Raw genomic sequence first — 24,560 nt, 5'->3', positions numbered from 1 at the left:
GGTGGCGACAACCGTGGCGGCGACAACCGCGGTGCCGGTGGCGGCTTCCGCCGTGACGACCGGCGTGATGAGCGTCCCTCGTCGTTCCGTCGGGACGACCGGCCTTCGTACCCCTCGCGTGACGACCGTGGCGGCGACAACCGCGGCGGCGGGGACGGTTTCCGTCGGGACGACCGGCGTGACGAGCGTCCGTCCTCGTTCCGTCGCGACGACAACCGTGGCGGCGGCGGCTTCCGCCGTGACGACCGTGGTGGGGACACCCGGGGTGGTGGCGGTGGCTTCCGCCGTGACGACCGTGGGGGCGACAGCCGCGGTGGGTTCCGTGGGCGGGACGACCGGGGTGGCTACGGGCGTCGTGACGACCGTGGCGGCGACCGCGACCGTGGCGACCGCGCGCCCATCAAGCGTCTGCCGATCCCGCCGGAGGTCACCGGTGAGGAGATCGACCCGGATGTGCGCCAGGAGCTCATGAGCCTGCCCAAGGGGCTCGCCGAGGACGTCTCGCGGAACCTCGTCATGGTCGCCCAGCTGATCGACGAGGACCCGGAGAAGGCGTACGAGTACTCCAGGGTCGCCCTGCGGCTCGCCTCCCGTGTCGCCGCCGTTCGCGAGGCCGCCGGCTTCGCCGCGTACGCGACGCAGAAGTACTCCGAGGCGCTCGCCGAGTTCCGCGCCGCCCGCCGGATGAGCGGTGGCGTCGAGCTGTGGCCCGTCATGGCCGACTGCGAGCGCGGGCTCAACCGCCCCGAGCGTGCGCTGGCGATGGCCGGTGAGCCCGAGGTGCAGAAGCTGGACAAGGCCGGTCAGGTCGAGATGCGGCTCGTGGCCGCCGGCGCCCGCCGGGACCTGGGTCAGCTCGACGCGGCCATCGTGACGCTGCAGAGCCCCGAGCTCGCCTCCAACGCGGTTCACCCGTGGACCGCGCGCCTGCGCTACGCCTACGCCGACGCGCTGCTCGCCGCCGGCCGTGAGCGCGAGGCGCGGGAGTGGTTCGCCAAGGCTCTCGAGTCCGACAAGGACGGGGCCACGGACGCCTCGGACCGGCTGGCCGAGATGGACGGCATCGAGTTCGTCGACGCGTTCGACGAGGACGAGGCCGACGAGGAGTCGGACCGTGGCGACGTTGTCGATGTCGATGTCGATGTCGATGTCGATGTCGATGTTGACGACGACGAGGACGACGACTTCGATGAGGACGACAGTGACGACAGCGTCGGCGACAAGAGCTGACGCGGTTGACATGTGAGAAGGGCGGCACCCACAGGGTGCCGCCCTTCTTCGTTTTCCGGGGTCTCTCAGTCCAGCGCCAGGCTTCTCAGGACCAGGCCCGTCGCCGGCTTCGGGCCGAAGGAGGTGGACTTGCGGGGCATCGTGACGCCCTGGCGGGCCAGGTCCCGGACGACCTCCTCGCGTACCGGGTGCATGAGGACCGCCGTACCGCCGCGGCGTTCCGCCTGCTCGACCGCTGCCTCCGTGTCGTGGATGTAGGCGATGTCCTCGGGGGCGTCCGGGATGTGCCAGACGTGCTCCAGGAGGGTGGAGTGCAGGACCGTGGCGTCCAGGGTCCGCCAGGCGTCCGGGCGGTCCGTGCGGATGGTGCGGTCGAGGAGGGCCGGGTCCGGGTGGTCGACGAGGTGGAAGCCGCCGTCTCCGGCCAGGAGGAAGGCGTTGCCCTCGGCTGTGGCCTCGGCGAGGGCCTCCATGGCCTCCGGCAGGGGCCCCTCGACACGGCGTACCCGGAAGGCGCCGTCGAGGGCCGCGAGCGCGTCGGCGACCGGCAGGCGGTTGAGGAGCCGGTGGATCGCGCGGACCCGGAGCGGGTAGCGGGCGGTGTCGATGAGGAGGACCAGGCCGTAGTTCCAGGGGCCGGGCGACGGGTGCTCCTCGCGGAGGCGCAGATAGGTCGCCCAGCGGTGGTGGCCGTCGGCGATGAGGGCCTGGTGGCGGGCGAGCTCGGTGGAGACGGCGGCCTGCTCGGCCGGGTCGGTCACCGCCCAGAGACGGTGGTGGAAGCCGTCCTCCGTCGTCGTGGCGAGCAGCGGGGGGCGCTGGACGGTGCGCTCGACGACCTCGCCGGCGCCGTCGCCCTCGCCGACGTACGTGAGGAGCAGCGGCTCCAGATTGGCCGCGGTGGTCCGCATCAGGGCGGCGCGGTCCTCGACGACGTGCGGCATGACGTCCTCGTGCGGGAGGACGACCCCCTCGGCCGGGGTGGAGAGCTCCAGGGCGCCGATGATGCCGCGCTGGAGGATGCCGTCGCCGTGCTGCTCGTACACGTAGAGCGCGGGCTCCGGGTCCGGGGCGAGGACGCCGTCCGCGAGCCAGCGGTCGAGGGTGACGGCGGCCTTGCGGTGGCGGGTGCCGGCGGTGATCGCCTGGGGCAGGATCAGCCGGACGATGTTGTGGGGATCCGCGGACTCCAGATGGAGAAGTCCGTCAGGTCGTACGACCACGTCGTAGGGCGGGGACGTGACGGCGGCCAGGCTGCCGACCCGCTCGGGGACGTATCGGAGCCCGCGGAACGGCGCCAGGTGCAGTCCGGCTGCGTCGTCGCGGACGTCGTCGGCCGCGTGACCTGAGGTGTTCATCTCGTCATCGTATGTGGCCGGTGGGATGAGCGATGATCGGGGGAGCGGGGAACCCACCCGGTGAGGCGAGGAGTGTGCGGTGACGGTGCGGAGCGGCCAGGGGCAGCAGGGCGTGGGCAGGCGGCGGCCGGGTGGCAGCGCGGTGCCGCTGAGCGAGGCGTACGACACGGCGCTCCTGGACCTGGACGGGGTCGTGTACGCGGGTGGTGAGGCCGTTCCGCATGCCGTGGAGGCGCTCGGGGTGGCCCGGGCCGGCGGGATGCACCTGGCGTACGTCACCAACAACGCGCTGCGGACGCCCGACGCGGTGGCCGAGCACCTTACCGAGCTCGGGGTGCCCGCCGAGGCCGGGGACGTGATCACCTCGGCGCAGGCCGTGGCCCGGCTGATCGCCGACGACGTGCCGCCCGGCTCGCGGGTGCTCGTCATCGGTGGCGAGGGGCTGCGGGTGGCGCTGCGCGAGCGGGGTCTGGTGCCGGTGGACTCGGCGGAGGACGAGCCGGTGGCCGTCGTGCAGGGGTACGGCGGGCCCGAGATGCCGTGGGGGCGGTTCGCGGAGGCGAGCTACGCGGTGGCGCGGGGGCTGCCCTGGTACGCGTCGAACACGGATCTGACGATTCCCGGTGCGCGGGGGATCGGGCCCGGGAACGGGGCCGCGGTGGAGGTCGTCCGGATCGCCACGGGCGGCCGGGTGGAGCCGAAGGTCGCGGGGAAGCCGCTGCCGCCGATGCACCGGGAGACGGTGCTGCGGACGGGCGCGCGGCGGCCGCTGGTGGTCGGGGACCGGCTGGACACGGACATCGAGGGCGCGTTCAACGGTGGGGTGGACTCGCTGCTCGTCTTCACCGGGGTGACGGACGCGGCGCAGCTGCTGCGGGCCGTGCCGGAGCACCGGCCGACCTATGTCGCGGCCGATCTGCGGGGGCTGCTCGTGGGGCAGCCGGAGGTCGTCGCGGAGGAGGACGGGAGTTTCGTGTGCGGGGGCTGGCGGGCTTCGGTGAGCGCGCCGAGCGGGGGCGAGCTGGTGCTCGAGGGGCCGGCGGAGGTGACGGCCGGTGCGGCGGCGGATCCGATGGACGCCGTGCGGGCGCTGTGCGGGGCCGCCTGGTCGGCGGCGGACGCCGTGGGCGGCGGGGTGCCGGACGTGGCGAAGGTGCTCGCGCGGCTCGCGCTGTGACATCGGCGGGGCCGTGTAATTGGGTAGGCTAACCTAACTTCATTTGGGTAGAGGGCACGGGAGCACGGGCATGGATGGTCGGCAGCAGCGGCTGAGCGCGGAATCGGTCACCCTCGCGTACGAGCAGCGGGTCATCGCCCGCGATCTGTCCGTCGAGATCCCCGACAACTCGTTCACCGTCATCGTCGGGCCGAACGCCTGTGGCAAGTCCACCCTGCTCCGCGCCCTCTCCCGGATGCTGAAGCCCAGCCAGGGGCGCGTCCTGCTCGACGGGCAGTCGATCCAGACCATGCCGGCCAAGAAGGTCGCCAAGACCCTCGGGCTGCTGCCCCAGACGTCCGTGGCGCCCGACGGCATCACCGTCGCCGACCTCGTCGCCCGTGGGCGCTACCCGCACCAGGGGCTGCTGCGCCAGTGGTCGCCGGAGGACGAGCGCATCACCCGGGAGTCGATGGAGGCGACCGGCGTCGCCGAGCTGGCCGAGCGGTACGTCGACGAGCTCTCCGGCGGTCAGCGGCAGCGCGTCTGGATCGCCATGGCGCTCGCCCAGCAGACCCCGCTGCTGCTGCTCGACGAGCCGACGACGTATCTCGACATCCAGCACCAGATCGACGTCCTCGACCTGTGCGCCGAGCTGCACGAGACCCAGGGCCGGACGCTCGTCGCGGTGCTGCACGACCTCAACCACGCGGCCCGGTACGCGACCCACCTCATCGCCGTCCGCGACGGCGAGGTGGTCGCCGAGGGGCCGCCGGCCGAGGTGGTGACCGCCGAGCTCGTCGAGCGGGTCTTCGGGCTGCGCTGCCAGGTCATCGAGGACCCCGAGACGGGGACGCCGCTGGTCGTACCGGCCGGGCGGAAGGCCCGTGTGCCGCGTCCCGCCGCGGCGTCAGCGTCGCCGGAGCCCGCCCTCGGCACGTGAGCCGGCCCGCTCTGCGTCGGTGACCCCGGCTCACCTGTCGAGGCCGGCTGGGGCCTGTCCGGCGGATCAGGGTCGGACAGGCCCTAGAGCAGGGAGCGGAGGCGGAGCAGGTCGCGAAAGCCCGCTTCCAGCCTGACCCGGCCCGAGGCCCAGGCCTTCGCGAAGTTCAGGTCTCCGCCCACCATCGCGACCAGGTCGTCGCCGGTCATCGCGAGCCGGATCTGCGCCTTGGCCGGCGGCGGGCCCGTGACCGTGGACTCGACCTTGATCCGGCCGTCCGTGAGGCGGCCCGTGAACGTGGTGTCCAGGTCGGTGATGTGGCAGCTCAGGGTGCGGTCGAGCGCGGTCGCGCCGCGTACGTCGCCGTCCGCCCGCGCGAGGTTGTCCGAGAGTGTGTCGAGTGCGTCGCGGCACTCCGTGATCGTCGCCATCGCCGTCGACCGTACCCCAGGGGTTCGCGATAGCGTCGGGAGCATGAACGACGCGATGGCCGGGCCCGAGCCCGTGGATGGGATGTCCGAACCCGAGGCGTCGGACACCGTGGCCCCGCGCGGCGGCGCCCACGAGCCCGCCGCGGCCGCGCCGCTGGAGGTCGTACGGGAGCTCACCGGGCACCCCGGGGTCGACGCCCACCTGGCGCGTCTCGCCGAGGTGGACGACCTCCCGGCGGACGGACACCTGGAGGTGTACGAGGATGTACACCGTGGACTGCGTGCCGAGCTGACCTCGCTCGACGCGCACCCCGCCCCTCGTCCGTACGAAAACAGGAGCTGAACCGAACGTGGCAGGAGTGGCACGCCGCCGTCTCGACGCCGAGCTGGTCCGGCGCAAGCTCGCGCGCTCGCGCGAGCACGCCAGCCAGCTGATCGCCGCGGGCCGGGTGACCGTCGGCAAGACCGTCGCCACCAAGCCCGCCACCCAGGTCGAGACCGCCGCGGCCATCGTCGTCGTCCAGGACGGCTCCGATCCCGACTACGTCTCGCGCGGCGGGCACAAGCTCGCCGGGGCCTTCGAGGCCTTCGTCCCGCTCGGGCTGAAGGTCGAGGGCCGGCGCGCCCTGGACGCCGGAGCCTCCACCGGCGGCTTCACCGACGTGCTGCTGCGGGCCGGCGCCGCCCACGTCGTCGCCGTCGACGTCGGCTACGGGCAGCTCGCCTGGTCGCTGCAGAGCGACGAGCGGGTCACCGTGAAGGACCGGACGAACGTACGCGAGTTGACGCTCGACGCGATCGACGGCGTGCCCGTCGACCTGGTCGTGGGCGACCTCTCGTTCATCCCGCTCGGCCTCGTCCTGCCGGCCCTCGCGGCCTGTACTGCGCCCGACGCCGACCTCGTCCTGATGGTGAAGCCGCAGTTCGAGGTGGGCAAGGAGCGGCTCGGCACGGGCGGCGTCGTCCGGAGCACCGAACTCCGCGCCGACGCCGTGAAGAACGTGGCCCGGCGCGCCGCCGAGCTCGGCCTCGGCGTCCTGGGTGTCACCGCGAGCCCGCTGCCCGGCCCCTCCGGCAACGTCGAGTACTTTCTGTGGCTGCGGGCAGGCGCGCCCGCGCTGGATCCGGCGGATGTCGACCGCGCCGTGGCGGAAGGACCTCGTTGAGCTCAACGGCAGCAGCATCAGAGACCGCACCACGTACCGTCTTCCTGCTCGCACACACCGGCAGGCCGGCCGCCGTGCGCAGCGCCGAACTGGTCGTCCTCGGACTGCTGCGCTGCGGCATCGGCGTCCGCGTCCTGGAGGCGGAGGCGGACGACCTGCCGCTGCCGCCGTCCGTCGAGAGGGTGAAGGAGGCCTGCTCCGACGCCCTCGACGGCTGTGAACTCCTCGTCGTCCTCGGCGGCGACGGCACCCTGCTGCGCGGCGCCGAGTTCTCCCGCGCCTCCGGCGTCCCGATGCTCGGCGTCAACCTCGGCCGCGTCGGCTTCCTCGCGGAGGCCGAGCGGGACGACCTCGACAAGGTCGTCGACCGGGTCGTGACGAAGGCGTACGAGGTCGAGGAGCGGATGACCCTCGACGTCGTCGTGTACGAGAACGGCGACGTCCTGCACCGCGACTGGGCGCTCAACGAGGCGGCCGTGCAGAAGGTGTCCCCGGAACGGATGCTGGAGGTCGTCCTCGCGATCGACGGCCGCCCGGTGACCGGCTTCGGCTGCGACGGGGTGATCTGCGCGACACCGACCGGATCCACCGCGTACGCCTTCTCGGCGGGCGGCCCGGTCGTCTGGCCCGAGGTCGAGGCGCTGCTCATGGTCCCGATCGGGGCCCATGCCCTGTTCGCCAAGCCGCTCATCACCACCCCCGAGTCGGTGCTCGCCGTCGAGGTCGAGCCGCACACCCCGCACGGGGTGCTGTGGTGCGACGGGCGGCGGACGGTGGAACTCCCGGCGGGGGCGCGGGTCGAGGTGCGGCGGGGTGCCGTGCCGGTCCGGCTCGCCCGGCTCCACCACGCCTCCTTCACGGACCGGCTCGTCGCGAAGTTCGCCCTGCCCGTGTCCGGGTGGCGGGGCGGGGCTCGCTGACGTACGCGCCCGCCCGCCGGCTTCTGCGGGAGGGCGTTCGCTCACGTATGCCCCCGGTCGGCCGGCTCCGGCGGGGGCGAACGATCGGCGCGCCGGAGAGTTACGCCCGGGGGTGATGTCGCATCGCACCAGGGAAACCTCGTATGGTCTGGGGCGTGCTGGAGGAGATGCGGATACGGTCGCTCGGGGTCATCGACGACGCGGTGGTCGAGCTGTCGCCCGGCTTCACCGCGGTGACCGGTGAGACCGGTGCGGGCAAGACCATGGTGGTGACCAGCCTGGGCCTGTTGCTCGGCGGCAGGGCCGACCCGGCCCTGGTGCGGATCGGCGCGGCCTCGGCCGTCGTCGAGGGGCGGATCAGCGTGCCCGCGGGCGCGCCCGCCGCCGTGCGCGCCGAGGAGGCCGGGGCGGAGCTGGAGGACGGGGTGCTGCTCGTCAGCCGTACCGTCTCGGCCGAGGGACGCTCGCGCGCCCACCTCGGCGGGCGCTCGGTGCCCGTCGGGCTGCTCGCCGAGCTCGCCGACGAACTCGTCGCCGTCCACGGCCAGACCGACCAGCAGGGCCTGCTCAAGCCGGCCCGGCAGCGCGGGGCGCTCGACCGGTACGCGGGCGAGGCCGTCTCCGTGCCGCTCGCCGCCTACGCGGAGGCGTACCGGCGGCTGCGTGCCGTCACCGGCGAACTGGACGAGATCACCACGCGGGCGCGGGAGCGTGCCCAGGAGGCCGATCTGCTGCGGTTCGGGCTCGGTGAGATCGAGGCCGTCTCCCCGCGCGCGGGCGAGGACGCCGAACTCGCCGCCGAGGCGGAGCGGCTCGGGCACGCCGAGGCCCTCGCCTCCGCCGCCGCGCTCGCGCACGCCGCGCTCGCGGGCGTTCCCGAGGATCCCGAGTCCGTCGACGCCACGACCCTGGTCGCGGGCGCGGGCCGGGCCCTGGAGGCCGTACGGTCGCACGACCCGGCGCTCGCCGCCCTCGCCGACCGGATGGGGGAGATCTCCATCCTCCTCGGCGACGTGGCCACCGAGCTCGCCGGATACGCCGACAACCTGGACGCGGACCCGCTGCGGCTCGCGGCCGTGGAGGAGCGGCGGGCGGCGCTCACGCAGCTGACCCGGAAGTACGGGCGGGACGGTGAGGGCATGGTCGCCGTCCTCGCCTGGGCGGAGGAGAGCGCCGGCCGGCTCGGTGAGCTGGACGGCGACGACGACCGCATCGAGGAACTCACCGCCGAGCGCGACCGGCTGCGCGACGATCTGTCGGTGCTCGCCCAGCGGCTCACCGACGCCCGTACGGAGGCGGCCGACCGGTTCGCCGACGCGGTCACCGCCGAACTCGCCTCGCTCGCCATGCCTCACGCGCGCGTGTCCTTCGACATCCGGCAGACCGAGGACCCCGAGGGCGTCGAGGTCGGCGGCCGCCGGGTCGCCTACAGCCCGTCCGGTGCCGACGAGGTCGAGCTGCTGCTCGCCCCGCACCCCGGGGCCCCGCCGCGGCCGATCGCCAAGGGTGCGTCCGGCGGTGAGCTGTCCCGGGTGATGCTCGCGGTGGAGGTCGTGTTCGCCGGGGTCGACCCGGTGCCGACGTACCTGTTCGACGAGGTCGACGCGGGTGTCGGCGGCAAGGCGGCGGTCGAGATCGGCCGCCGGCTCGCCAAGCTCGCCAGGACCGCGCAGGTCGTGGTCGTGACCCACCTGCCGCAGGTCGCGGCCTTCGCCGACCGGCAGCTGCTCGTCGAGAAGACCAACGACGGATCCGTGACCCGGTCCGGCGTCACGGTCCTGGAGGGCGAGGAGCGCGTACGGGAGCTGTCCCGGATGCTCGCCGGCCAGGAGGACTCCGAGACGGCCAGGGCGCACGCGGAGGAGCTGCTGGCGACGGCCCGGGCGGACGGCTGACGCCGGTCGGATCGACCGGGTGAGCGGTCGGGGCGTAGGGCAGGCCTGCCGCCGCTCCCCGACCGGCCGATGCGCCCAGGGGGAGCGCGAGTTCGCCTCGTGCGCTCACCCGAGTGGGTGAACCCGTGGTGGGCGTCCCGGAGCCGTACGCCTTCCGTACAGGGGAACGACGCCACTTCGGTGTCGGAACGTGCGTACGGTCGGCGGTACGGGCTGGCATCCTTGGGCGCGTGACACAGCTCCGTACGGTCCAAGTGCTGGGCGGCGGCAGCGCGGGCAGCAGCGCTCACGTCCGATCACTCGCCTCGGGGCTGGTGGCGAGGGGCGTGCGGGTGACCGTGTGCGCCCCGGCCGAACTCGACCGCGTCTACGACTACCTGGGTGCCGGTGCGCACTTCGTGCCGCTGCCGCGCCTCGGCGACCCCGCGACGGTCGCCGCGCTCCGTAACGCCTGCATCGGTGCCGACGTGGTCCACGCGCACGGACTGGAGGCGTCCGTGCGGGCCGCGCTCGCGCTGGCCGGGGGCGGGGGCGGCGATCGCACTCCGCTCGTGACGACCTGGGACTGCCGGAACCAGGCCCACGGGGCGGCGCGGGGCGGGGTGCTGCGGCTCCTGGAGCGAAGGACCGTGCGGGCCGCGACCGTCGTCCTCGCCACCTCCTCCGAGCTCGTGGACCGGGCCCGTCGCCGCGGAGCCCGGGACGCCCGGCTCGCGCCCGTCACCGTGCCGCCCGCGCGGGGGCCCGTCTGTCTCCACGATGGCAAGGCCCGGGCCGAACTCGGCGCGGTCGACCGGCCGTTGCTGATGGCGGTCGGAGCGCTGGAGCGGGGCCGGGGATACCGGACGCTGCTCGACGCGGCCCGGTCCTGGCGGGAGCTCGATCCGCAGCCGCTGCTCGTCATCGCGGGGGAGGGGCGCGAACGGGCCGCCCTCCAGCGCCGGATCGTGGCCGAGGGGCTGCCCGTGCGGTTGATCGGGCGGCGGGAGGACGTCGCCGAGCTGCTCGCGGCGGCCGACGTGGCGGTGCTGCCCTCGCGGTGGGAGGCGCGGTCCCTGCTCGCGCAGGAGGCGCTGCGGCTCGGTGTGCCGCTGGTCGCCACGGCGGTGGGCGGCGTACCGGAACTCGTCGGCGACGCGGCGGAGCTCGTGCCGTACGGGGACGCCGAGGCGCTCGCCCGTGCGGTGCGCGGGCTGCTCGACGATGTGGAGCGGCGGATGGACCTCGCGGCGGCGGGGCGGGTGCAGGCCGGGACCTGGCCCACGGAGGACGAGACGGTGGCGCACGTGTTGAGCGTGTACGACGAGCTGATGGGGCGGTAGTCGCCGTCCCCCTTCGGGAGCTCCCTGCCGGGGCTCCCTGAGGGGGCTTCCCGGGGGAGCCTTCTGCAGGGGCTCCCTGGGGGGCTTCCCGAGGGGGCTCGCCACCACCCGCCCCGTGGGCCGCTACTGCGTGTGGCGGCGGGCCCTCAGGGCCAGGGAGAGGGCCAGGACGGTCTGGGGGTCGTCCAGGTCCGTGCCCAGGAGTTCGGAGATGCGGGCCAGGCGGTTGTAGAGCGTCTGGCGGTTGAGGTGGAGTTCCCGGGCCGTTTCCGCCTTGCGGCCCGCGTGCGCCAGGTACGTCTCCAGGGTCGGCAGGAGCGGCGGACGGGACGTGCGGTCGTGGTCCCGCAGGGGGCCGATCGCGCGGTCCACGAACGCCGCGAGGACCGTGTCCCCGTGGAAGTGCAGCCGCCACAGCAGCAGGTCGATGTCGAGGCGCCGGGCGTCGTACCAGGGCAGGTCCGAGAGGCCCTGCGCGGCCGTCGCCGTCTCCGCCGCGTGCCGCAGCCCCGCCGAGGCCGCCGCCCAGCTGCCGGCGACGCCCACCACGACGACCGGCGGATGCACCCCGGCGCGTTCCAGGCCGGCGCGTTCCACGCCCGCGCGCAGGGCCGCCGCGACCCGGTCCGCGACCGCCGTACGCTCCGATTCCGAGCGCAGGCCGAGCAGGAGCGGCACCCGGCCCTCGACCGGGCGGACGCCCAGGAGGACCGGGACTCCCACGGAGGCCAGTTCCTCCAGGACCGCGCGGGCCAGGAGGGCCCAGTTGCCCGAGGGGGAGAGTTCCGAGGCCAGGCGCATCACCACCGGCAGGAGCGGGCCGTCGCCCGGCTTGAAGCCGAGGACCCGCGCCTGAGCCGGCGCGTCCTCGGCCGTGATCCTGCCCTCCGCCAGGTCCGTCAGGAAGTCGCCCCGGCCGCGCGCCGCCAGCTCCTCCTCCTGACGCGCCTGCATGAGGACGACCGCGAGGAGGCCCGCCGCACGCTCGGCCGCCATCCGGTGGACGGGGGAGAGGGCGCCGGAGACCGAGAGCAGGACGAGACGGGCCCGTACCGAGGCCGTACCGGGGCCGCCGCCGGGCACGTCGACCAGCACCGTGCCGGTGGGCGGGCCCGATTCGCGGGCCGCCCGGCCGCCGCGCAGCCCGTCCCAGACCTGCAGCGGGTCGGCGGGCGCGGACTCGGTGCCCGCCGCGTAGAGCAGCTGTCCGTCGGCGGTCTCCAGGAAGACGGGATTGGCCGCGAAGTCCGAGAGGATGCGCAGTACCTGAGGGACCCCGCCGCCGCCCAGCAGCGCCTCCGTGCACTGCCGGTGGACCTCATCGGCCTGCCGCAGGAGCGCATAGTGACCGTTGACGATCTCGGTGTGGATCTCCTCCGTCACCGCCACGAAGGGCACCTCGCGGTGCAGCTGCACCAGGGGCAGACCGGCGGCCCGCGCGGCCTCCACTATCGTCGACGGGAGGCGGGCGAAGCGCGGCCCCAGTTCCACCACGAGCGCCGCGATGCCCCGGTCGGCGAGCCGCCGGACGAACGCACGCTGCTCGGCCGGCCGGGTGCCGAGCCCGAGGCCCGTGGTCAGCAGCAGCTCACCGCCCTTGAGCAGCGACGCGATGTTCGGCACCTCGCCCGCGTGCACCCAGCGCACCGTGCGGTGCAGCCGGTCCGCGCCGGCGACGACCTCCGGGAGCCCGCTGCGCAGGCCCGGGAGTTCGAGCGCCCGCTGCACGGTGATCCCGCCCTGATTGTCCATGGGGCCGGACGCTACCCCGCGTCCGTGTTCCGGCGACATCACCCCACGGTCACGGGACCGGACAGTTCGTCAACGGGGGCGACAACTCGTCGACCCGTGGCGGCAATTGCGCGACCCCGTGTCGATTGTGGCCTGCGTCACCCGGGGCGAGCCGCCTCAGCCGGCCGGCGCGATGTTCTGGTTGTAGCGGAACACGTTGTCGGGGTCGTAGTCGGCCTTCACGGCGGCGAGTCGGCGGTAGTTCTCCTCGCCGAAGGAGGAGACGATCCGCTGCTCGCCCTCGGCGCCGATGAAGTTCAGGTACGTCGCGTCGAGCGCCCACGGCCGCACGTCGGCCCGCACGTCGCGCACCCACTGCTTCGCCTGCTCGTCGTACGCGGGGTCCTCCCAGGTCGCGAACGGGTGCACCGCCCACGGCGCGGTGCGCCACGGCTGCGGGTACCGGGAGGGCCCGGCGGCCACCGCCCCGCCCATCAGGAACAGCACGTGCTGGGTGGCGGTCGACGCCGGGATCCGCGCGCCCCGGTCGCAGAAGACGTCCACGGCCTCGTCGGGGAAGTCCCGCAGATACTCGGCCGACCAGTAGTTCCGCAGCCCCGGCGGGTCGTCGAGCATCGACTGCAGGTCCATGTACGGGATGTCCGTGACGACCTCGACCACGGGCTTCAGCGCGAACAGCGGCGCCGCGAATTCGCGGAGCTCGGCGACCGGCCCGGCGTGTGTGAACAGCGCCCCGCAGACCAGCCTGCCGACCAGCTCCTCGGGGACGAACGGCTCCGGCGGCGCGGGCAGGTAGATGGCGCCGCCGCCCATCGCGTCCGGCGCGCGGGCGCCGAGATCGCGGAACGTGCGCACCACCTCGGGCGCGTCGTCCGGCAGGAAGAACAGCATCGCGACGCTCATCCGGGGCAGCGGGTGCAGCCGCAGCGTCAGCGAGGTCGCCACCCCGAAGTTGCCACCGCCTCCGTGCAGCGCCCAGAACAGCTCCGGATTCTCCTCCGCGTCCGTGTGGACGTGCCTGCCCTCGGCCGTGATCAGGTCGGCGGCCAGCAGGTTGTCGCTGGCGAGACCGAACTTCCGCTCAAGCCAGCCCGATCCGCCGCCCAGCGTGAAGCCGCCGACGCCGGTGGTGGACACCCGCCCGCCGGTGGTCGCGACATGGAACGGCTGGCACGCGTGGTCCAGGTGGGCCATGGTCGCCCCGCCCTCGACCCGTACCGTCATGTCCTCCGGATCCACGACGACACCGTGCATCCGGCGGAGGTCGACGATCAGCGCGCCGTCGATCATGGAGGTCCCCGCGACGCTGTGCCCGCCGCCGCGTACCGCGATCGGCAGCTCGGTCTCGCGGCCGAACAGGATCGCGTTGGACACGTCGGCCGCGGTCGCGCACTGGGCGATCACCGACGGGCGCCGGTCGATCATGCCGTTGTGCAGGGCGCGCGCCTCGTCGTAGCCCGGCCCGCCGGGGGTGATCACCTCGCCGGCCAGGTCCTCGACCAGTCCGGCGAGGGCGCTTTCGGAGACGTGGGGACCCATGGGAGCCCCCCTTTCGTACGGGGGACGGGACCTTCTCATCGTAGGTCCGGGTACCGTCCCCCGCGCGGGACCGCCTCAGCCCCCGTACGCCCCGCTCGCCGTCAGGCGCAGGGCCGTGTCGATCAGGGGCACGTGGCTGAAGGCCTGCGGGAAGTTGCCGACCTGCCGCTGGAGCCTCGGGTCCCACTCCTCGGCGAGCAGCCCCAGGTCGTTGCGGAGCGCGAGCAGCCGCTCGAAGAGCGAGCGTGCCTCGTCCACACGGCCGATCATCGCCAGGTCGTCGGCCAGCCAGAACGAGCAGGCGAGGAACGCGCCCTCGTCGCCCTCCAGGCCGTCGACGCCGGCCTCCTCGCCGGAGGTCGGGTAGCGGAGCACGAAACCGTCCTCCGTGGACAGCTCGCGCTGGATCGCCTCGATCGTGCCGATGACCCGCTTGTCGTCCGGCGGCAGGAAGCCCATCTGCGGGATCAGCAGCAGCGAGGCGTCCAGCTCCTTGGAGCCGTACGACTGCGTGAAGGTGTTCCGCTCGGGGTCGTAGCCCTTCTCGCAGACGTCCCGGTGGATCTCGTCCCGCAGCTCGTGCCACCGCTCCAGCGGGCCGTCCGCGTCCCCCGACTCGATGAGCTTGATCGTGCGGTCGACGGCCACCCAGGCCATCACCTTGGAGTGGACGAAGTGCCGGCGCGGGCCGCGGACCTCCCAGATGCCCTCGTCGGGCTGGTCCCAGTGCTTCTCCAGGTAGTTGATCAGCTTGATCTGGAGGAGCGAGGCGTAGTCGTTGCGGGACAGGCCCGTCATGTGCGCGAGGTGGAGGGCCTCGGTGACCTCGCCGTAGACGTCCAGCTGGAGCTGGTTGGCGGCGCCGTTGCCGACCCGGACCGGGCCGGAGTTCTCGTACCCCGGGAGCCAGTCGAGCTCCGCCTCGCCGAGCTCTCGCTCGCCGGCGATGCCGTACATGATCTGCAGGTTCTCCGGGTCGCCCGCGACGGCGCGGAGCAGCCAGTCCCGCCAGGCGCGGGCCTCCTCGCGGTAGCCGGTGCGCAGCATGGAGGAGAGGGTGATCGCCGCGTCGCGCAGCCAGGTGTAGCGGTAGTCCCAGTTGCGGACGCCGCCGATCTCCTCGGGCAGCGAGGTGGTCGGCGCGGCGACGATGCCGCCGGTCGGCGCGTACGTCAGCGCCTTCAGGGTGATCAGGGAGCGGATCACGGCCTCCCGGTAGGGGCCGTGGTACGTACAGTGCTCGACCCATTCGCGCCAGAAGTCGGCGGTCGCCTCCAGGGAGCCCTCGGGGTCCGGAAGCGCCGGCGGCTCCTTGTGGGAGGGCTGCCAGGAGAGCGTGAACGTGATCCGGTCACCGGGGTTCACGGTGAAGTCGGAGTACGTCGTGAGGTCCTTGCCGTGCGTCTCGGCATCGGTGTCCAGCCACACCGAGTCGGGCCCGGCGACGGCGACCGTGCGGTCCCCGACCTTGTGGACCCACGGCACGATCCGGCCGTAGCTGAACCGCATCCGCAGCGAGGAGCGCATCCGGACCCGGCCGGAGACGCCCTCCACGATCCGGATCAGCTGCGGGGCGCCGTCGCGCGGCGGCATGAAGTCGGTCACCCGGACCGTGCCGCGCGGCGTGTCCCACTCGGACTCCAGGATCAGCGAGTCGCCGCGGTAGCGGCGCCGGTCGGCCGGGGCCGGCTCGGCGTCGTCGGGCGCGGCGGGGCCCACCCGCCAGAATCCGTGTTCCTCGGTGCCGAGCAGCCCGGCGAAGATCGCGTGGGAGTCGAATCGGGGGAGACACAGCCAGTCGACGCTGCCGTCGCGGCAGACCAGGGCGGCGGTCTGCATGTCTCCGATGAGTGCGTAATCCTCGATGCGCCCGGCCACGTGCTTCACTCCAGTCGAACGGCCACGTCCGCCCCGCGGGGCGCTTGCTCAGATGCGCCGGCTGGGTGTCAGCCGGGTCTGTGTGTGTCAGCGGTCAAGGGATCTTCGACGAGCTCTTGGTCCGGGTGACGGGCGGGGTGATGCCGCTGGCCGGCCGGCTCGGCGGGCAATGTCCGAGCAGGATACGTCGCACCCTAGTGACCCGGTGATCACGTCGGTAACGGCGTTGCTCCGATCAGGTGAACGAGTCCGGTTCGCCGGTGGAAGGTCCGCCTGTCGTGAGGGCAGGGTCCCTCGGAACGTCTGCCGGAAGATCCGGCGGACATCCTGTGCGTCGCAGGTGAGAGACAGTGCGAGCTCCTCCCTTCTGCCCGGTGGGAGGTCGGTCCCCCCGCCCGGTGGGGGCTTCCCCCGTCCGCCGGGAGACCCTTCCCCCGATCTGCCGGGAGACTCCGTCCACCCCGGCGTCGCCGTCCGTGAACACCCGACTGCCGCGTGTGGCCGGAAGCGGTCTCCCGATGTCGCTGATACCCTGGTACCCCGTGGACCGGTGGGAAACGGCGACAGCCGAGGACCCCGAAACCGCAGCGACGGCACCCCCCGATTCTTCCGGAGGGGACGCCGGTACGCACCTCCAGAACGCGACCACGGGAGCCCCCTCTTGGCGATGCCGCCCAAAACCACGACGACCAAGCACATCTTCGTCACCGGGGGTGTCGCCTCCAGCCTCGGCAAGGGCCTGACCGCCTCCAGCCTGGGTGCGCTCCTCAAGGCCCGGGGCCTGCGGGTCACGATGCAGAAGCTCGACCCGTACCTGAACGTCGACCCGGGCACGATGAACCCCTTCCAGCACGGCGAGGTGTTCGTCACCAACGACGGCGCCGAGACCGACCTGGACATCGGCCACTACGAGCGCTTCCTCGACGTCGACCTCGACGGCTCGGCCAACGTCACCACCGGCCAGGTCTACTCGCAGGTCATCGCCAAGGAGCGGCGCGGCGAGTACCTCGGTGACACCGTGCAGGTCATCCCGCACATCACCAACGAGATCAAGTCCCGGATCCGCCGTATGGCGACCGACGACGTCGACGTCGTCATCACCGAGGTCGGCGGTACGGTCGGCGACATCGAGTCCCTGCCGTTCCTGGAGACCGTCCGCCAGGTCCGCCACGAGGTCGGCCGCGACAACGTCTTCGTCGTGCACATCTCGCTGCTGCCCTACATCGGCCCCTCCGGCGAGCTGAAGACCAAGCCGACCCAGCACTCCGTCGCCGCGCTCCGCAACATCGGCATCCAGCCCGACGCGATCGTGCTGCGCGCCGACCGTGAGGTCCCGACCTCCATCAAGCGCAAGATCTCGCTGATGTGCGATGTCGACGAGGCCGCGGTCGTCGCCGCGATCGACGCCAAGTCGATCTACGACATCCCCAAGGTGCTCCACACCGAGGGCCTGGACGCCTATGTCGTCCGCAAGCTCGACCTGCCCTTCCGTGACGTGGACTGGTCGACCTGGGACGACCTGCTCGACCGCGTCCACAACCCCGACCACGAGGTCACCGTCGCGCTCGTCGGCAAGTACATCGACCTGCCCGACGCGTACCTCTCGGTCACCGAGGCCATGCGGGCCGGCGGCTTCGCGAACAAGGCCCGCGTCAAGGTCAAGTGGGTCACCTCCGACGACTGCAAGACCCCGGCCGACGCCAAGAAGCAGCTCGGCGACGTCGACGCGATCCTCATCCCCGGTGGCTTCGGCGACCGCGGTGTGAGCGGCAAGGTCGGCGCGATCCAGTACGCCCGCGAGAACAAGGTGCCGCTGCTCGGCATCTGCCTCGGTCTGCAGTGCATCGTCATCGAGGCGGCCCGGAACCTGGCCGACATCCCCGAGGCCAACTCCACCGAGTTCGACCCGGCGACCGCGCACCCCGTCGTCTCGACGATGGAGGAGCAGCTCGCGTTCGTCGAGGGCGCCGGCGACCTGGGCGGAACGATGCGCCTGGGCCTGTACCCGGCGAAGCTCGCCGAGGGCTCGATCGTCCGTGAGGTCTACGACGACCAGCCGTACGTCGACGAGCGCCACCGTCACCGCTACGAGGTCAACAACGCCTACCGCGCGGAGCTGGAGAAGAAGGCCGGTCTGGTCTTCTCCGGAACCTCCCCGGACAACAAGCTCGTCGAGTACGTCGAGTACCCGCGCGAGATCCACCCCTACCTGGTCGCCACGCAGGCGCACCCGGAGCTGCGGTCGCGTCCGACGCGTCCGCACCCGCTCTTCGCCGGTCTGGTGAAGGCGGCCGTGGAGCGCAAGACGGGCACGTCGGCCAAGTAGTCGTCGCGCGTTAACGTTGCCGGGGTACGGGTCCTGACGGATCCGTACCCCGGTTTTCGTGTGTGGGAGGACGCAGATGGAGTTGCAGGACACCCCGGAGGAGTGGCGGGTCGTCGCGACGACGACCCCTTTCCAGGGAAACAAGACGAGTGTCCGCACGGACGACGTGGTCATGCCGGACGGCACGGTCGCGCGCCGCGACTACCAGGTGCACCCCGGCTCGGTGGCCGTCCTGGCCCTCGACGACCAGGACCGGGTCCTGCTGCTCAAGCAGTACCGGCACCCGGTGCGGCAGAAGCTCTGGGAGATCCCGGCGGGACTCCTCGACGTGCCCGGCGAGAACCCGCTGCACGCCGCGCAGCGCGAGCTGTACGAGGAGGCGCACGTCAAGGCCGAGGACTGGCGGGTCCTGACCGACGTCTACACGACTCCGGGCGGCTGCGACGAGGCCGTACGGATCTTCCTCGCGCGCGGGCTCTCCGAGGCGGAGGGGGAGCGGTACGAAGTCTCCGAGGAGGAGGCGGACATGGAGCTGGCGCGGGTGCCGCTCGGGGAGCTGGTGCGGGGGGTCCTGGCGGGGGAGCTGCACAACAACTGCCTGGTGGTGGGGGTGCTGTCGCTGGCGGCGGCGCGGGCGGGCGGGGGTGTGGGGGAGCTTCGTCCGGCGGACGCGGAGTGGCCGGCGCGACCGTTCGAGGCGTAGGGGGGGTGGTGGCGGGGGCCTGAGCTGTGCGGGGCCGGCGCCCTGCGCCTGCGGCCCCGCGTCCCTCGTTGTGGGCATTCGTCCCACCGGACCGGTGCCTACCCGCCTGCCGCCCCTCGTTGTGGGAACTGTTCCTCCCCCAGACTCCGTCCGGGGGACCCCCAGGGGCGGAACGGGTGGGCACAACGGAACGGCGCCCTTTGCCGGGCCTAGGCTTCCGCGCCCTGACCCGCACCCCTTGTGCACCGCACAACTGGGTGCGGGTCCAGGCGCAAGGGGCGGAGGCGCCGCCAGAGGGCGCCGTCCCGTGTGCCCACCCGTCCCGCCCTGCGGGACGATTGCCCACACGGTGGGTGGCGGGGGTGGCGGCCGCGGCCCCGTGCGGGTGGGTGCCGACCTTGGGGGCGTTGCCCATGCGGAGGTGGCGGGGCGGCGGCAGCGTCTGCCGCTCTGAGAGCGGTTGCCCATACGGCGGGGCGCGGTGTGTGCAGCGGTCGTCGGGCGGGTGGGGGGCGCTCTGTGGAGTGGTGGTGCATTCGGCGTACGTGGTGTGACGATCTGTTGATCCGATCGGGGGACGTGTCCGTCGTGCTCCGCCAGGTCCGGTGCGCGCCCTGAACTACGCTCGGGATCGCCCGTGCGGAGCCCCCCGCGGGATCGGCTCGTGCGCAGGTGGACGGGAGCGTGGCCCGTGACGGATCAGGCGGTGGCGGCGGCCGGCAGCCGGCAGTTCTTCGGCCGGCAGCGGGAGTTGAAGGCCCTGCGCGCCGACATCGAGCGCACCGGCCTCGACACCCTGACCGGCCGCAAGGCACCCCGCGCCCGCGTCCTCCTCGTCGCCGGCAAGCCCGGCTCCGGACGTACCGCGCTCGCCGAGGAACTCGCCGCCGGACTCTCCGACCAGTACCCCGACGGGATCTACCGCGCCCGGCTCACCGAGCCCGGCGGCGACCCCGTTCCCACCGCCCGCGTCGCCCAGGAACTCCTCGCCGCGCTCGGGGTCCCCGAGCCCCCCGGCGCCGCCGAGGACGAGCTGACCGAGCTGGTCCGCACGGCGCTCGGCGAGCGCCGTGCCGTCCTCGTCCTCGACGACGCCGTCGACGCCGAGCACGCCGATCCGCTCATCCCCGACAACCCCGACTCCCTGGTGATCGGCGTCGCCCGCGGACCGCTCACCGGCATCCCCGACGTACGGCCCTGCACCCTCGGCGGGCTCGACCCCAAGTCGGCCATCGAGCTGCTCACCGCCTTCACCGGTTCCGTACGCATCACCGTCGATCCGCAGGCCGCCGAGACGCTCGTCGAGGAGTGCGGCGGGCTGCCCGCCGCGGTCGTTCTCGCCGGCGGCTGGCTCTCCACCCGGCCCAAGGCCTCCGTCGCCGACCTCGCCAAGCGGTTGCGTGCGCTCAGTGGCGACCCGCTGGCCCGTGCCTTCTCACTCGCCCACGAGGCGCTGCCCGCGACCGCCGCCCGGATACTGCGATACCTCACCCTCGCCCCCCTCGGCCGGGCCGACGCCCACACGGCCTCCGCCCTGGCCGGCTGCTCGGTCTCGGCCGCCGCGACCACCCTCGCCGACTTCGCCGCCCTGGGGCTCCTCGAAGGCGGCGGGGACGGGCAGTACGAGGTCCCGGGCCACCTCGTCCCCCTCCTTCGCGCTCAGCTGGAGGAGCGCGACCGGCCCGCCGAGGTGCAGCTCGCCCGGGCCCGGATGCTGGAGCGGACCGTACGGCTCCTCCAGTCCTGCCGTGCGGTCACCGAACCCGAGGGCTCGCCGGCCCGCCGGAAGCTGGCCGGTCTGCCGCGCGCCCTGCGCTTCCCCAACGTCGAGGAGGGGGCCGACTGGCTGCGCTCCCGGCAGTCCTTCCTGATGGCCTCCGCCCGGCTCGCCGTCGCCGACGGGGAGCTCGACACCCTCGCCCGACGGCTGGTCGCCTCCCTGGTCAGGGCGCTCGCCGCGCATCGGGGCGCCGAGGCGGCCGCGCCCCAGCTGTACGGGCTCCACCAGCTGGTCCTGGACGTGGCCGAGCGGCGCGGGCTGCACCGGGAGCGGGCCGCGGCCCTGCTGAACCTGGCCGACCTCGACGCCCGCACCGGCAGGACGAAGGACGCTCTGCTGCGATATCGGTCGGCTTTGGATGCCGGACGCGCAGCAAATGACCCGTACGCGACCGGTCGCGCAATGGAATCCGTAGGTGGCTCCTATCAGGAGCTGGGGGACTGGCAGAGGGCCGGCGACTGGTACGGGCGGGCGCTCGCCCAGCGCCTCGCCCGGGACGAGCGAGCGGATCAGGCCAGGCTGTACGCCCGCCTCGGCGCCGTACAGACCTATGCGGGCCGGTACGGCGAGGCCCTGCGGAACTGGCGGGCCGCCGCGGCGGGCTACCGGCGGCTCGACGATCTCCCGGGCTACGCGCGGGCGTTGAGCGAGGCGGCCCGGGTCCAGGAGTACGCGGGACGGCCCGAGGAATCCCTCCGGACCTGCGAGGAGGCCGTCGAGTGGGCCCGGCGCGCCCAGGACACCCGGCTCCAGGCCGCGCTCCAGCTGCGGCTCGCCGACACCCTCGACCGGCTCGGCGACCCGGCTGCGGCCCGGCTGCACCGGGCCGCAGCCGAAAGACTGCTGGAAACGGAACGATCAGCCTACGAAATCCGCAGTGGGTTCGTCGAAGATTAGTACTTTGAAAGGCTAGACAGCGGGAACTCCTTCATTAGACTGGGTGCGCCGCGTTCGAACGTGGTCTGCCCCGGTGCGCCGCAGTGCATCCGGGTATGTATCGCAGTGCCCCATGTATCCCCCCTGATTCAAGGACCGTGATCGACGATGAAGGTCGGCATCCCCCGCGAGGTCAAGAACAACGAGTTCCGCGTGGCCATCACCCCTGCGGGTGTCCACGAGCTCGTCCGCCACGGCCACCAGGTCTTCGTCGAGCAGAACGCCGGTGTCGGCTCCTCGATCACGGACGAGGAGTACGTCGCCGCCGGCGCCGGGATCCTCCCCACCGCCGACGAGGTCTGGGCCACCGCCGACCTGCTGCTCAAGGTCAAGGAGCCCATCGCGGAGGAGTACCACCGCCTCCGCAAGGACCAGACGCTCTTCACCTACCTGCACCTCGCCGCCTCCAAGGAGTGCACGGACGCGCTCCTGGAGTCCGGCACCACCGCCATCGCGTACGAGACCGTCGAGACCGCCAACCGCGCGCTCCCGCTGCTCGCCCCGATGTCCGAGGTCGCGGGCCGCCTGGCCCCGCAGGTCGGTGCCTACCACCTGATGCGCTCCGTCGGCGGCCGCGGCGTCCTCCCCGGCGGCGTCCCCGGCACCCACGCCGGCGAGTGTGTCGTCATCGGCGGCGGCGTCTCCGGCTGGAACGCCACCCAGATCGCCGTCGGCATGGGCTTCCACGTGACCCTGCTCGACCGTGACATCAACAAGCTGCGCGAGGCCGACAAGATCTTCGGCACCAAGGTGAAGACGATCGTCTCCAACGCCTTCGAGCTGGAGAAGGCCGTCGTCGAGGCCGACCTCGTCATCGGCGCCGTCCTCATCCCGGGCGCCAAGGCGCCGAAGCTGGTCACCAACGAGCTCGTCGCCAAGATGAAGCCCGGAAGTGTCCTTGTCGACATTGCGATCGACCAGGGCGGCTGCTTCGAGGACTCGCACCCGACCACTCACGCCGAGCCGACCTTCCAGGTCCACAACTCGGTCTTCTACTGCGTCGCCAACATGCCGGGCGCGGTCCCGAACACCTCCACCTACGCCCTCACCAACGCCACGCTGCCCTACATCGTGTCGCTGGCGAACAACGGCTGGGCCGAGGCGCTGCGCCGCGACGCCGCGCTCGCTCTGGGCCTCAACACCCATGACGGCAAGGTGGTTTACAAGGAGGTCGCCGAGGCGCACGGCCTCGAGCACGTCCAGCTGAGCACCCTCCTGGGCTGACCCTCGCGGCACCGCCGTCAACGCGTGCCGTCAATGCCACACACCCGGCCGGACCTTGTTCGACAAGGTCCGGCCGGATGTGTGTCCCGACCCGGCGGAACGTTCGGCCAACTCGCCTCGAACGTAACCCTTTAACCGTTTCGCACACCCCTGAAACGTGTGGATGCATGCCTGCGCACCCTTGACAGAGAGGTGTTCGGTTGCCGACACATCGGGCCGGGTCCGGCGGATTGTGTTGCTGCGGAGCGGTGACACGCCATAGAGTCGCCAACCGTCGGCATGGTGCCACGCTGACCTATCGATAAATGTTCCTGGTGACATCCAAGGAGGTAAGACGACTTGTGAATGAGTCGACAATTACTCCCGGGAGCGGTGCGCCAGGTGCTCCGATCGGCTCCGTCGCGGTGCGGACCTTCGCGACGCACCAGCCCATGACGACAGCCCACACGATGAAGACGATGGACGGCCTACACGTGAACGCCACGGCCGGCAACGAGATGGGCCGAGAGTCCACCCACTTCGCCGCCTTTGACGAGGTGCCCGAGGGGCACTTCTACGACCCCGACGCCGAGTACGAGCCCGACCCCGAGTACGCGGCCACCCTCGCACCCGACGCTGCCCGTCAGCGCCGCGAGCGGATCGGCCCGACGGGACGGCCCCTGCCGTACTTCCCGATCCCCGGTCCGCTGACGGACCACGGACCCGCGAAGATCATCGCGATGTGCAACCAGAAGGGCGGCGTCGGCAAGACCACGTCGACCATCAACCTGGGTGCCGCGCTCGCGGAGTACGGACGACGGGTGCTGCTCGTCGACTTCGACCCGCAGGGAGCCCTGTCGGTCGGCCTCGGCGTGAACCCGATGGAGCTCGACCTCACCGTCTACAACCTGCTCATGGAGCGGGGCATGTCGGCGGACGAGGTCCTCCTCAAGACCGCCGTACCCAACATGGACCTGCTGCCGAGCAACATCGACCTCTCGGCCGCCGAAGTCCAGCTCGTCAGCGAGGTCGCGCGCGAGTCGACGCTCCAGCGCGCCCTGAAGCCGCTGATGAACGACTACGACTACATCGTGATCGACTGTCAGCCCTCGCTCGGCCTGCTGACCGTGAACGCCCTGACGGCGGCTCACAAGGTCATCGTGCCGCTGGAATGCGAGTTCTTCGCGCTCCGCGGAGTGGCGCTGCTGACCGAGACCATCGAGAAGGTCCAGGAGCGGCTCAACCCCGAGCTGGAGCTCGACGGCATCCTCGCCACGATGTACGACTCCCGTACCGTGCACAGCCGTGAGGTCCTCGCGCGCGTCGTCGAGGCCTTCGACGACCACGTGTACCACACGGTCATCGGGCGGACGGTGCGCTTCCCGGAGACCACGGTCGCCGGCGAGCCCATCACCACGTACGCCTCCAACTCCGTGGGCGCCGCCGCCTATCGTCAGCTCGCCAGGGAGGTGCTCGCCCGGTGTCACGCCGAGTGAGTCTGCCCGGCGCCGACGAACTCTTCCGTACGACCGGGGGGATGGCGCTCCAGGCGTCCGCACCCCGCCGGGCCGTCCCGGCACCCGCGGGCGAGAGTGACACGACGGCCGCCGAGGGCTCCGCGGAGCACACGGCGGCGGACTCCGAGGCGTCGGAGCCGCGCGCCCGGACGGCGGAGCCCGAGGGCGCCGCCGCTCCGAAGCCCGCGACGCCGACCGCCGCGGTGCCCGCCCCCGCGGCGGCGCGGCGGCGCGGCGGCCGGGCCCCGAACCGGCGGCCCAGCGGCCGTGAGCGCCACGACGAGAAGATCACGGTCTACGTCTCCGCCGAGGAGCTGATGGACCTGGAGCACGCCCGGCTCGTCCTCCGGGGCGAGCACGGTCTCGCCGTGGACAGGGGCCGGATCGTCCGGGAGGCCGTCGCGGTCGTCCTGGCGGACCTGGAGTCCCGCGGCGACGCGAGCATCCTCGTGCGCCGCCTGCGCGGCCGCTGACGGTAGCCTGCGGGCTGCCGCGCTCCCCGTTC

Annotated in this window: 19 protein-coding genes; 14 read left to right on the top strand and 5 right to left on the bottom strand. The window is 72.7% G+C overall.

Going from position 1 to position 24,560, the window contains the following annotated elements; genetic code table 11:
* Positions 1-408: 408 nt before the first annotated feature.
* Positions 409-1,230, top strand: a complete 822-nt coding sequence (locus E0F75_RS14485) for a tetratricopeptide repeat protein (protein ID WP_194480881.1) — start codon at positions 409-411, stop codon at positions 1,228-1,230.
* A gap of 65 nt (positions 1,231-1,295) precedes the next feature.
* Here E0F75_RS14485 and E0F75_RS14480 read toward each other — a convergent pair whose 3' ends face one another.
* Complete coding sequence (locus tag E0F75_RS14480) at positions 1,296-2,588, bottom strand: DUF1015 family protein (RefSeq protein WP_187622911.1); 1,293 nt, start codon at positions 2,586-2,588, stop codon at positions 1,296-1,298.
* 79 nt (positions 2,589-2,667) lie between these two features.
* On the opposite strand from E0F75_RS14480, the gene E0F75_RS14475 reads away from it, so the two are divergent.
* The gene (locus E0F75_RS14475; protein WP_374115403.1) at positions 2,668-3,765 is read left to right on the top strand and encodes an HAD hydrolase-like protein; all 1,098 of its coding nucleotides are present in this window, start codon (positions 2,668-2,670) and stop codon (positions 3,763-3,765) included.
* A gap of 70 nt (positions 3,766-3,835) precedes the next feature.
* Positions 3,836-4,687 (top strand): ABC transporter ATP-binding protein, encoded by an 852-nt coding sequence (locus tag E0F75_RS14470; protein WP_187622910.1) that lies wholly within the window; start codon positions 3,836-3,838, stop codon positions 4,685-4,687.
* Positions 4,688-4,770: 83 nt separating this feature from the next.
* Here E0F75_RS14470 and E0F75_RS14465 read toward each other — a convergent pair whose 3' ends face one another.
* Complete coding sequence (locus E0F75_RS14465) at positions 4,771-5,118, bottom strand: SCP2 sterol-binding domain-containing protein (protein ID WP_187622909.1); 348 nt, start codon at positions 5,116-5,118, stop codon at positions 4,771-4,773.
* A 43-nt stretch (positions 5,119-5,161) separates the two neighbouring features.
* Here E0F75_RS14465 and E0F75_RS14460 point away from each other — a divergent pair, with 43 nt between their 5' ends.
* From E0F75_RS14460 to E0F75_RS14440, 5 genes are all read left to right on the top strand, one after another.
* A complete protein-coding gene (locus tag E0F75_RS14460; RefSeq protein ID WP_187622908.1) occupies positions 5,162-5,461 on the top strand; it encodes a hypothetical protein in 300 nt (99 codons plus the stop codon).
* 7 nt (positions 5,462-5,468) lie between these two features.
* On the top strand, positions 5,469-6,284 hold the full coding sequence (locus tag E0F75_RS14455; protein ID WP_187622907.1) for a TlyA family RNA methyltransferase: 816 nt from the start codon (positions 5,469-5,471) through the stop codon (positions 6,282-6,284).
* Positions 6,281-7,204, top strand: a complete 924-nt coding sequence (locus tag E0F75_RS14450) for an NAD kinase (RefSeq protein ID WP_187622906.1) — start codon at positions 6,281-6,283, stop codon at positions 7,202-7,204. Before E0F75_RS14455 ends, E0F75_RS14450 begins: the two co-directional genes overlap by 4 nt.
* Positions 7,205-7,347: 143 nt before the next feature.
* On the top strand, positions 7,348-9,099 hold the full coding sequence (gene recN, locus E0F75_RS14445) for a DNA repair protein RecN (RefSeq protein WP_187622905.1): 1,752 nt from the start codon (positions 7,348-7,350) through the stop codon (positions 9,097-9,099).
* A 230-nt stretch (positions 9,100-9,329) separates the two neighbouring features.
* Positions 9,330-10,421: a glycosyltransferase family 4 protein gene (locus E0F75_RS14440; protein ID WP_187622904.1), complete on the top strand. Its 1,092-nt coding sequence runs from the start codon at positions 9,330-9,332 to the stop codon at positions 10,419-10,421.
* Between the two features lie 123 nt (positions 10,422-10,544).
* Here the strand turns inward: E0F75_RS14440 and E0F75_RS14435 are convergent, their stop codons facing one another.
* The 3 genes from E0F75_RS14435 to E0F75_RS14425 all read right to left on the bottom strand — a co-directional run bounded on the left by E0F75_RS14435 (position 10,545) and on the right by E0F75_RS14425 (position 15,590).
* Entirely contained in the window at positions 10,545-12,173 is a 1,629-nt protein-coding gene (locus tag E0F75_RS14435) for a PucR family transcriptional regulator (RefSeq protein ID WP_187622903.1), read from the bottom strand.
* A 156-nt stretch (positions 12,174-12,329) separates the two neighbouring features.
* Entirely contained in the window at positions 12,330-13,712 is a 1,383-nt protein-coding gene (locus E0F75_RS14430) for an FAD-binding oxidoreductase (protein ID WP_187622902.1), read from the bottom strand.
* A gap of 75 nt (positions 13,713-13,787) precedes the next feature.
* The gene (locus E0F75_RS14425; RefSeq protein ID WP_187622901.1) at positions 13,788-15,590 is read right to left on the bottom strand and encodes a glycoside hydrolase family 15 protein; all 1,803 of its coding nucleotides are present in this window, start codon (positions 15,588-15,590) and stop codon (positions 13,788-13,790) included.
* 667 nt (positions 15,591-16,257) lie between these two features.
* Here E0F75_RS14425 and E0F75_RS14420 point away from each other — a divergent pair.
* From E0F75_RS14420 to E0F75_RS14395, 6 genes are all read left to right on the top strand, one after another.
* Entirely contained in the window at positions 16,258-17,916 is a 1,659-nt protein-coding gene (locus E0F75_RS14420; protein ID WP_187622900.1) for a CTP synthase, read from the top strand.
* Positions 17,917-17,992: 76 nt separating this feature from the next.
* On the top strand, positions 17,993-18,619 hold the full coding sequence (locus E0F75_RS14415; RefSeq protein WP_187622899.1) for an NUDIX hydrolase: 627 nt from the start codon (positions 17,993-17,995) through the stop codon (positions 18,617-18,619).
* Between the two features lie 691 nt (positions 18,620-19,310).
* Positions 19,311-21,296 (top strand): AAA family ATPase, encoded by a 1,986-nt coding sequence (locus E0F75_RS14410; protein ID WP_229312676.1) that lies wholly within the window; start codon positions 19,311-19,313, stop codon positions 21,294-21,296.
* 147 nt (positions 21,297-21,443) lie between these two features.
* A complete protein-coding gene (gene ald / locus E0F75_RS14405; protein WP_187622897.1) occupies positions 21,444-22,559 on the top strand; it encodes an alanine dehydrogenase in 1,116 nt (371 codons plus the stop codon).
* 449 nt (positions 22,560-23,008) lie between these two features.
* Complete coding sequence (locus tag E0F75_RS14400; protein WP_037637819.1) at positions 23,009-24,034, top strand: ParA family protein; 1,026 nt, start codon at positions 23,009-23,011, stop codon at positions 24,032-24,034.
* Entirely contained in the window at positions 24,019-24,528 is a 510-nt protein-coding gene (locus E0F75_RS14395) for a hypothetical protein (RefSeq protein WP_187622896.1), read from the top strand. Before E0F75_RS14400 ends, E0F75_RS14395 begins: the two co-directional genes overlap by 16 nt.
* Positions 24,529-24,560: the final 32 nt, after the last annotated feature.

Origin of the sequence: Streptomyces sp. CB02980, from assembly GCF_014451325.2 — a bacterium.
Classification (GTDB): domain Bacteria; phylum Actinomycetota; class Actinomycetes; order Streptomycetales; family Streptomycetaceae; genus Streptomyces.
Note: the sequence above shows the minus strand (reverse complement) of the source record. Positions and strands in the feature narration are given on the sequence as shown.

Coding starts and splice junctions, on each gene's coding strand:
- E0F75_RS14480 (WP_187622911.1), bottom strand. CDS start 2,588: ATGAACACCTCAGGTCACGCGGCCGACGACGTCCGCGACGACGCAGCC.
- E0F75_RS14470 (WP_187622910.1), top strand. CDS start 3,836: ATGGATGGTCGGCAGCAGCGGCTGAGCGCGGAATCGGTCACCCTCGCG.
- E0F75_RS14465 (WP_187622909.1), bottom strand. CDS start 5,118: ATGGCGACGATCACGGAGTGCCGCGACGCACTCGACACACTCTCGGAC.
- E0F75_RS14460 (WP_187622908.1), top strand. CDS start 5,162: ATGAACGACGCGATGGCCGGGCCCGAGCCCGTGGATGGGATGTCCGAA.
- recN (WP_187622905.1), top strand. CDS start 7,348: ATGGTCTGGGGCGTGCTGGAGGAGATGCGGATACGGTCGCTCGGGGTC.
- E0F75_RS14435 (WP_187622903.1), bottom strand. CDS start 12,173: ATGGACAATCAGGGCGGGATCACCGTGCAGCGGGCGCTCGAACTCCCG.
- E0F75_RS14430 (WP_187622902.1), bottom strand. CDS start 13,712: ATGGGTCCCCACGTCTCCGAAAGCGCCCTCGCCGGACTGGTCGAGGAC.
- E0F75_RS14420 (WP_187622900.1), top strand. CDS start 16,258: ATGCCGCCCAAAACCACGACGACCAAGCACATCTTCGTCACCGGGGGT.
- E0F75_RS14415 (WP_187622899.1), top strand. CDS start 17,993: ATGGAGTTGCAGGACACCCCGGAGGAGTGGCGGGTCGTCGCGACGACG.
- ald (WP_187622897.1), top strand. CDS start 21,444: ATGAAGGTCGGCATCCCCCGCGAGGTCAAGAACAACGAGTTCCGCGTG.
- E0F75_RS14400 (WP_037637819.1), top strand. CDS start 23,009: ATGAAGACGATGGACGGCCTACACGTGAACGCCACGGCCGGCAACGAG.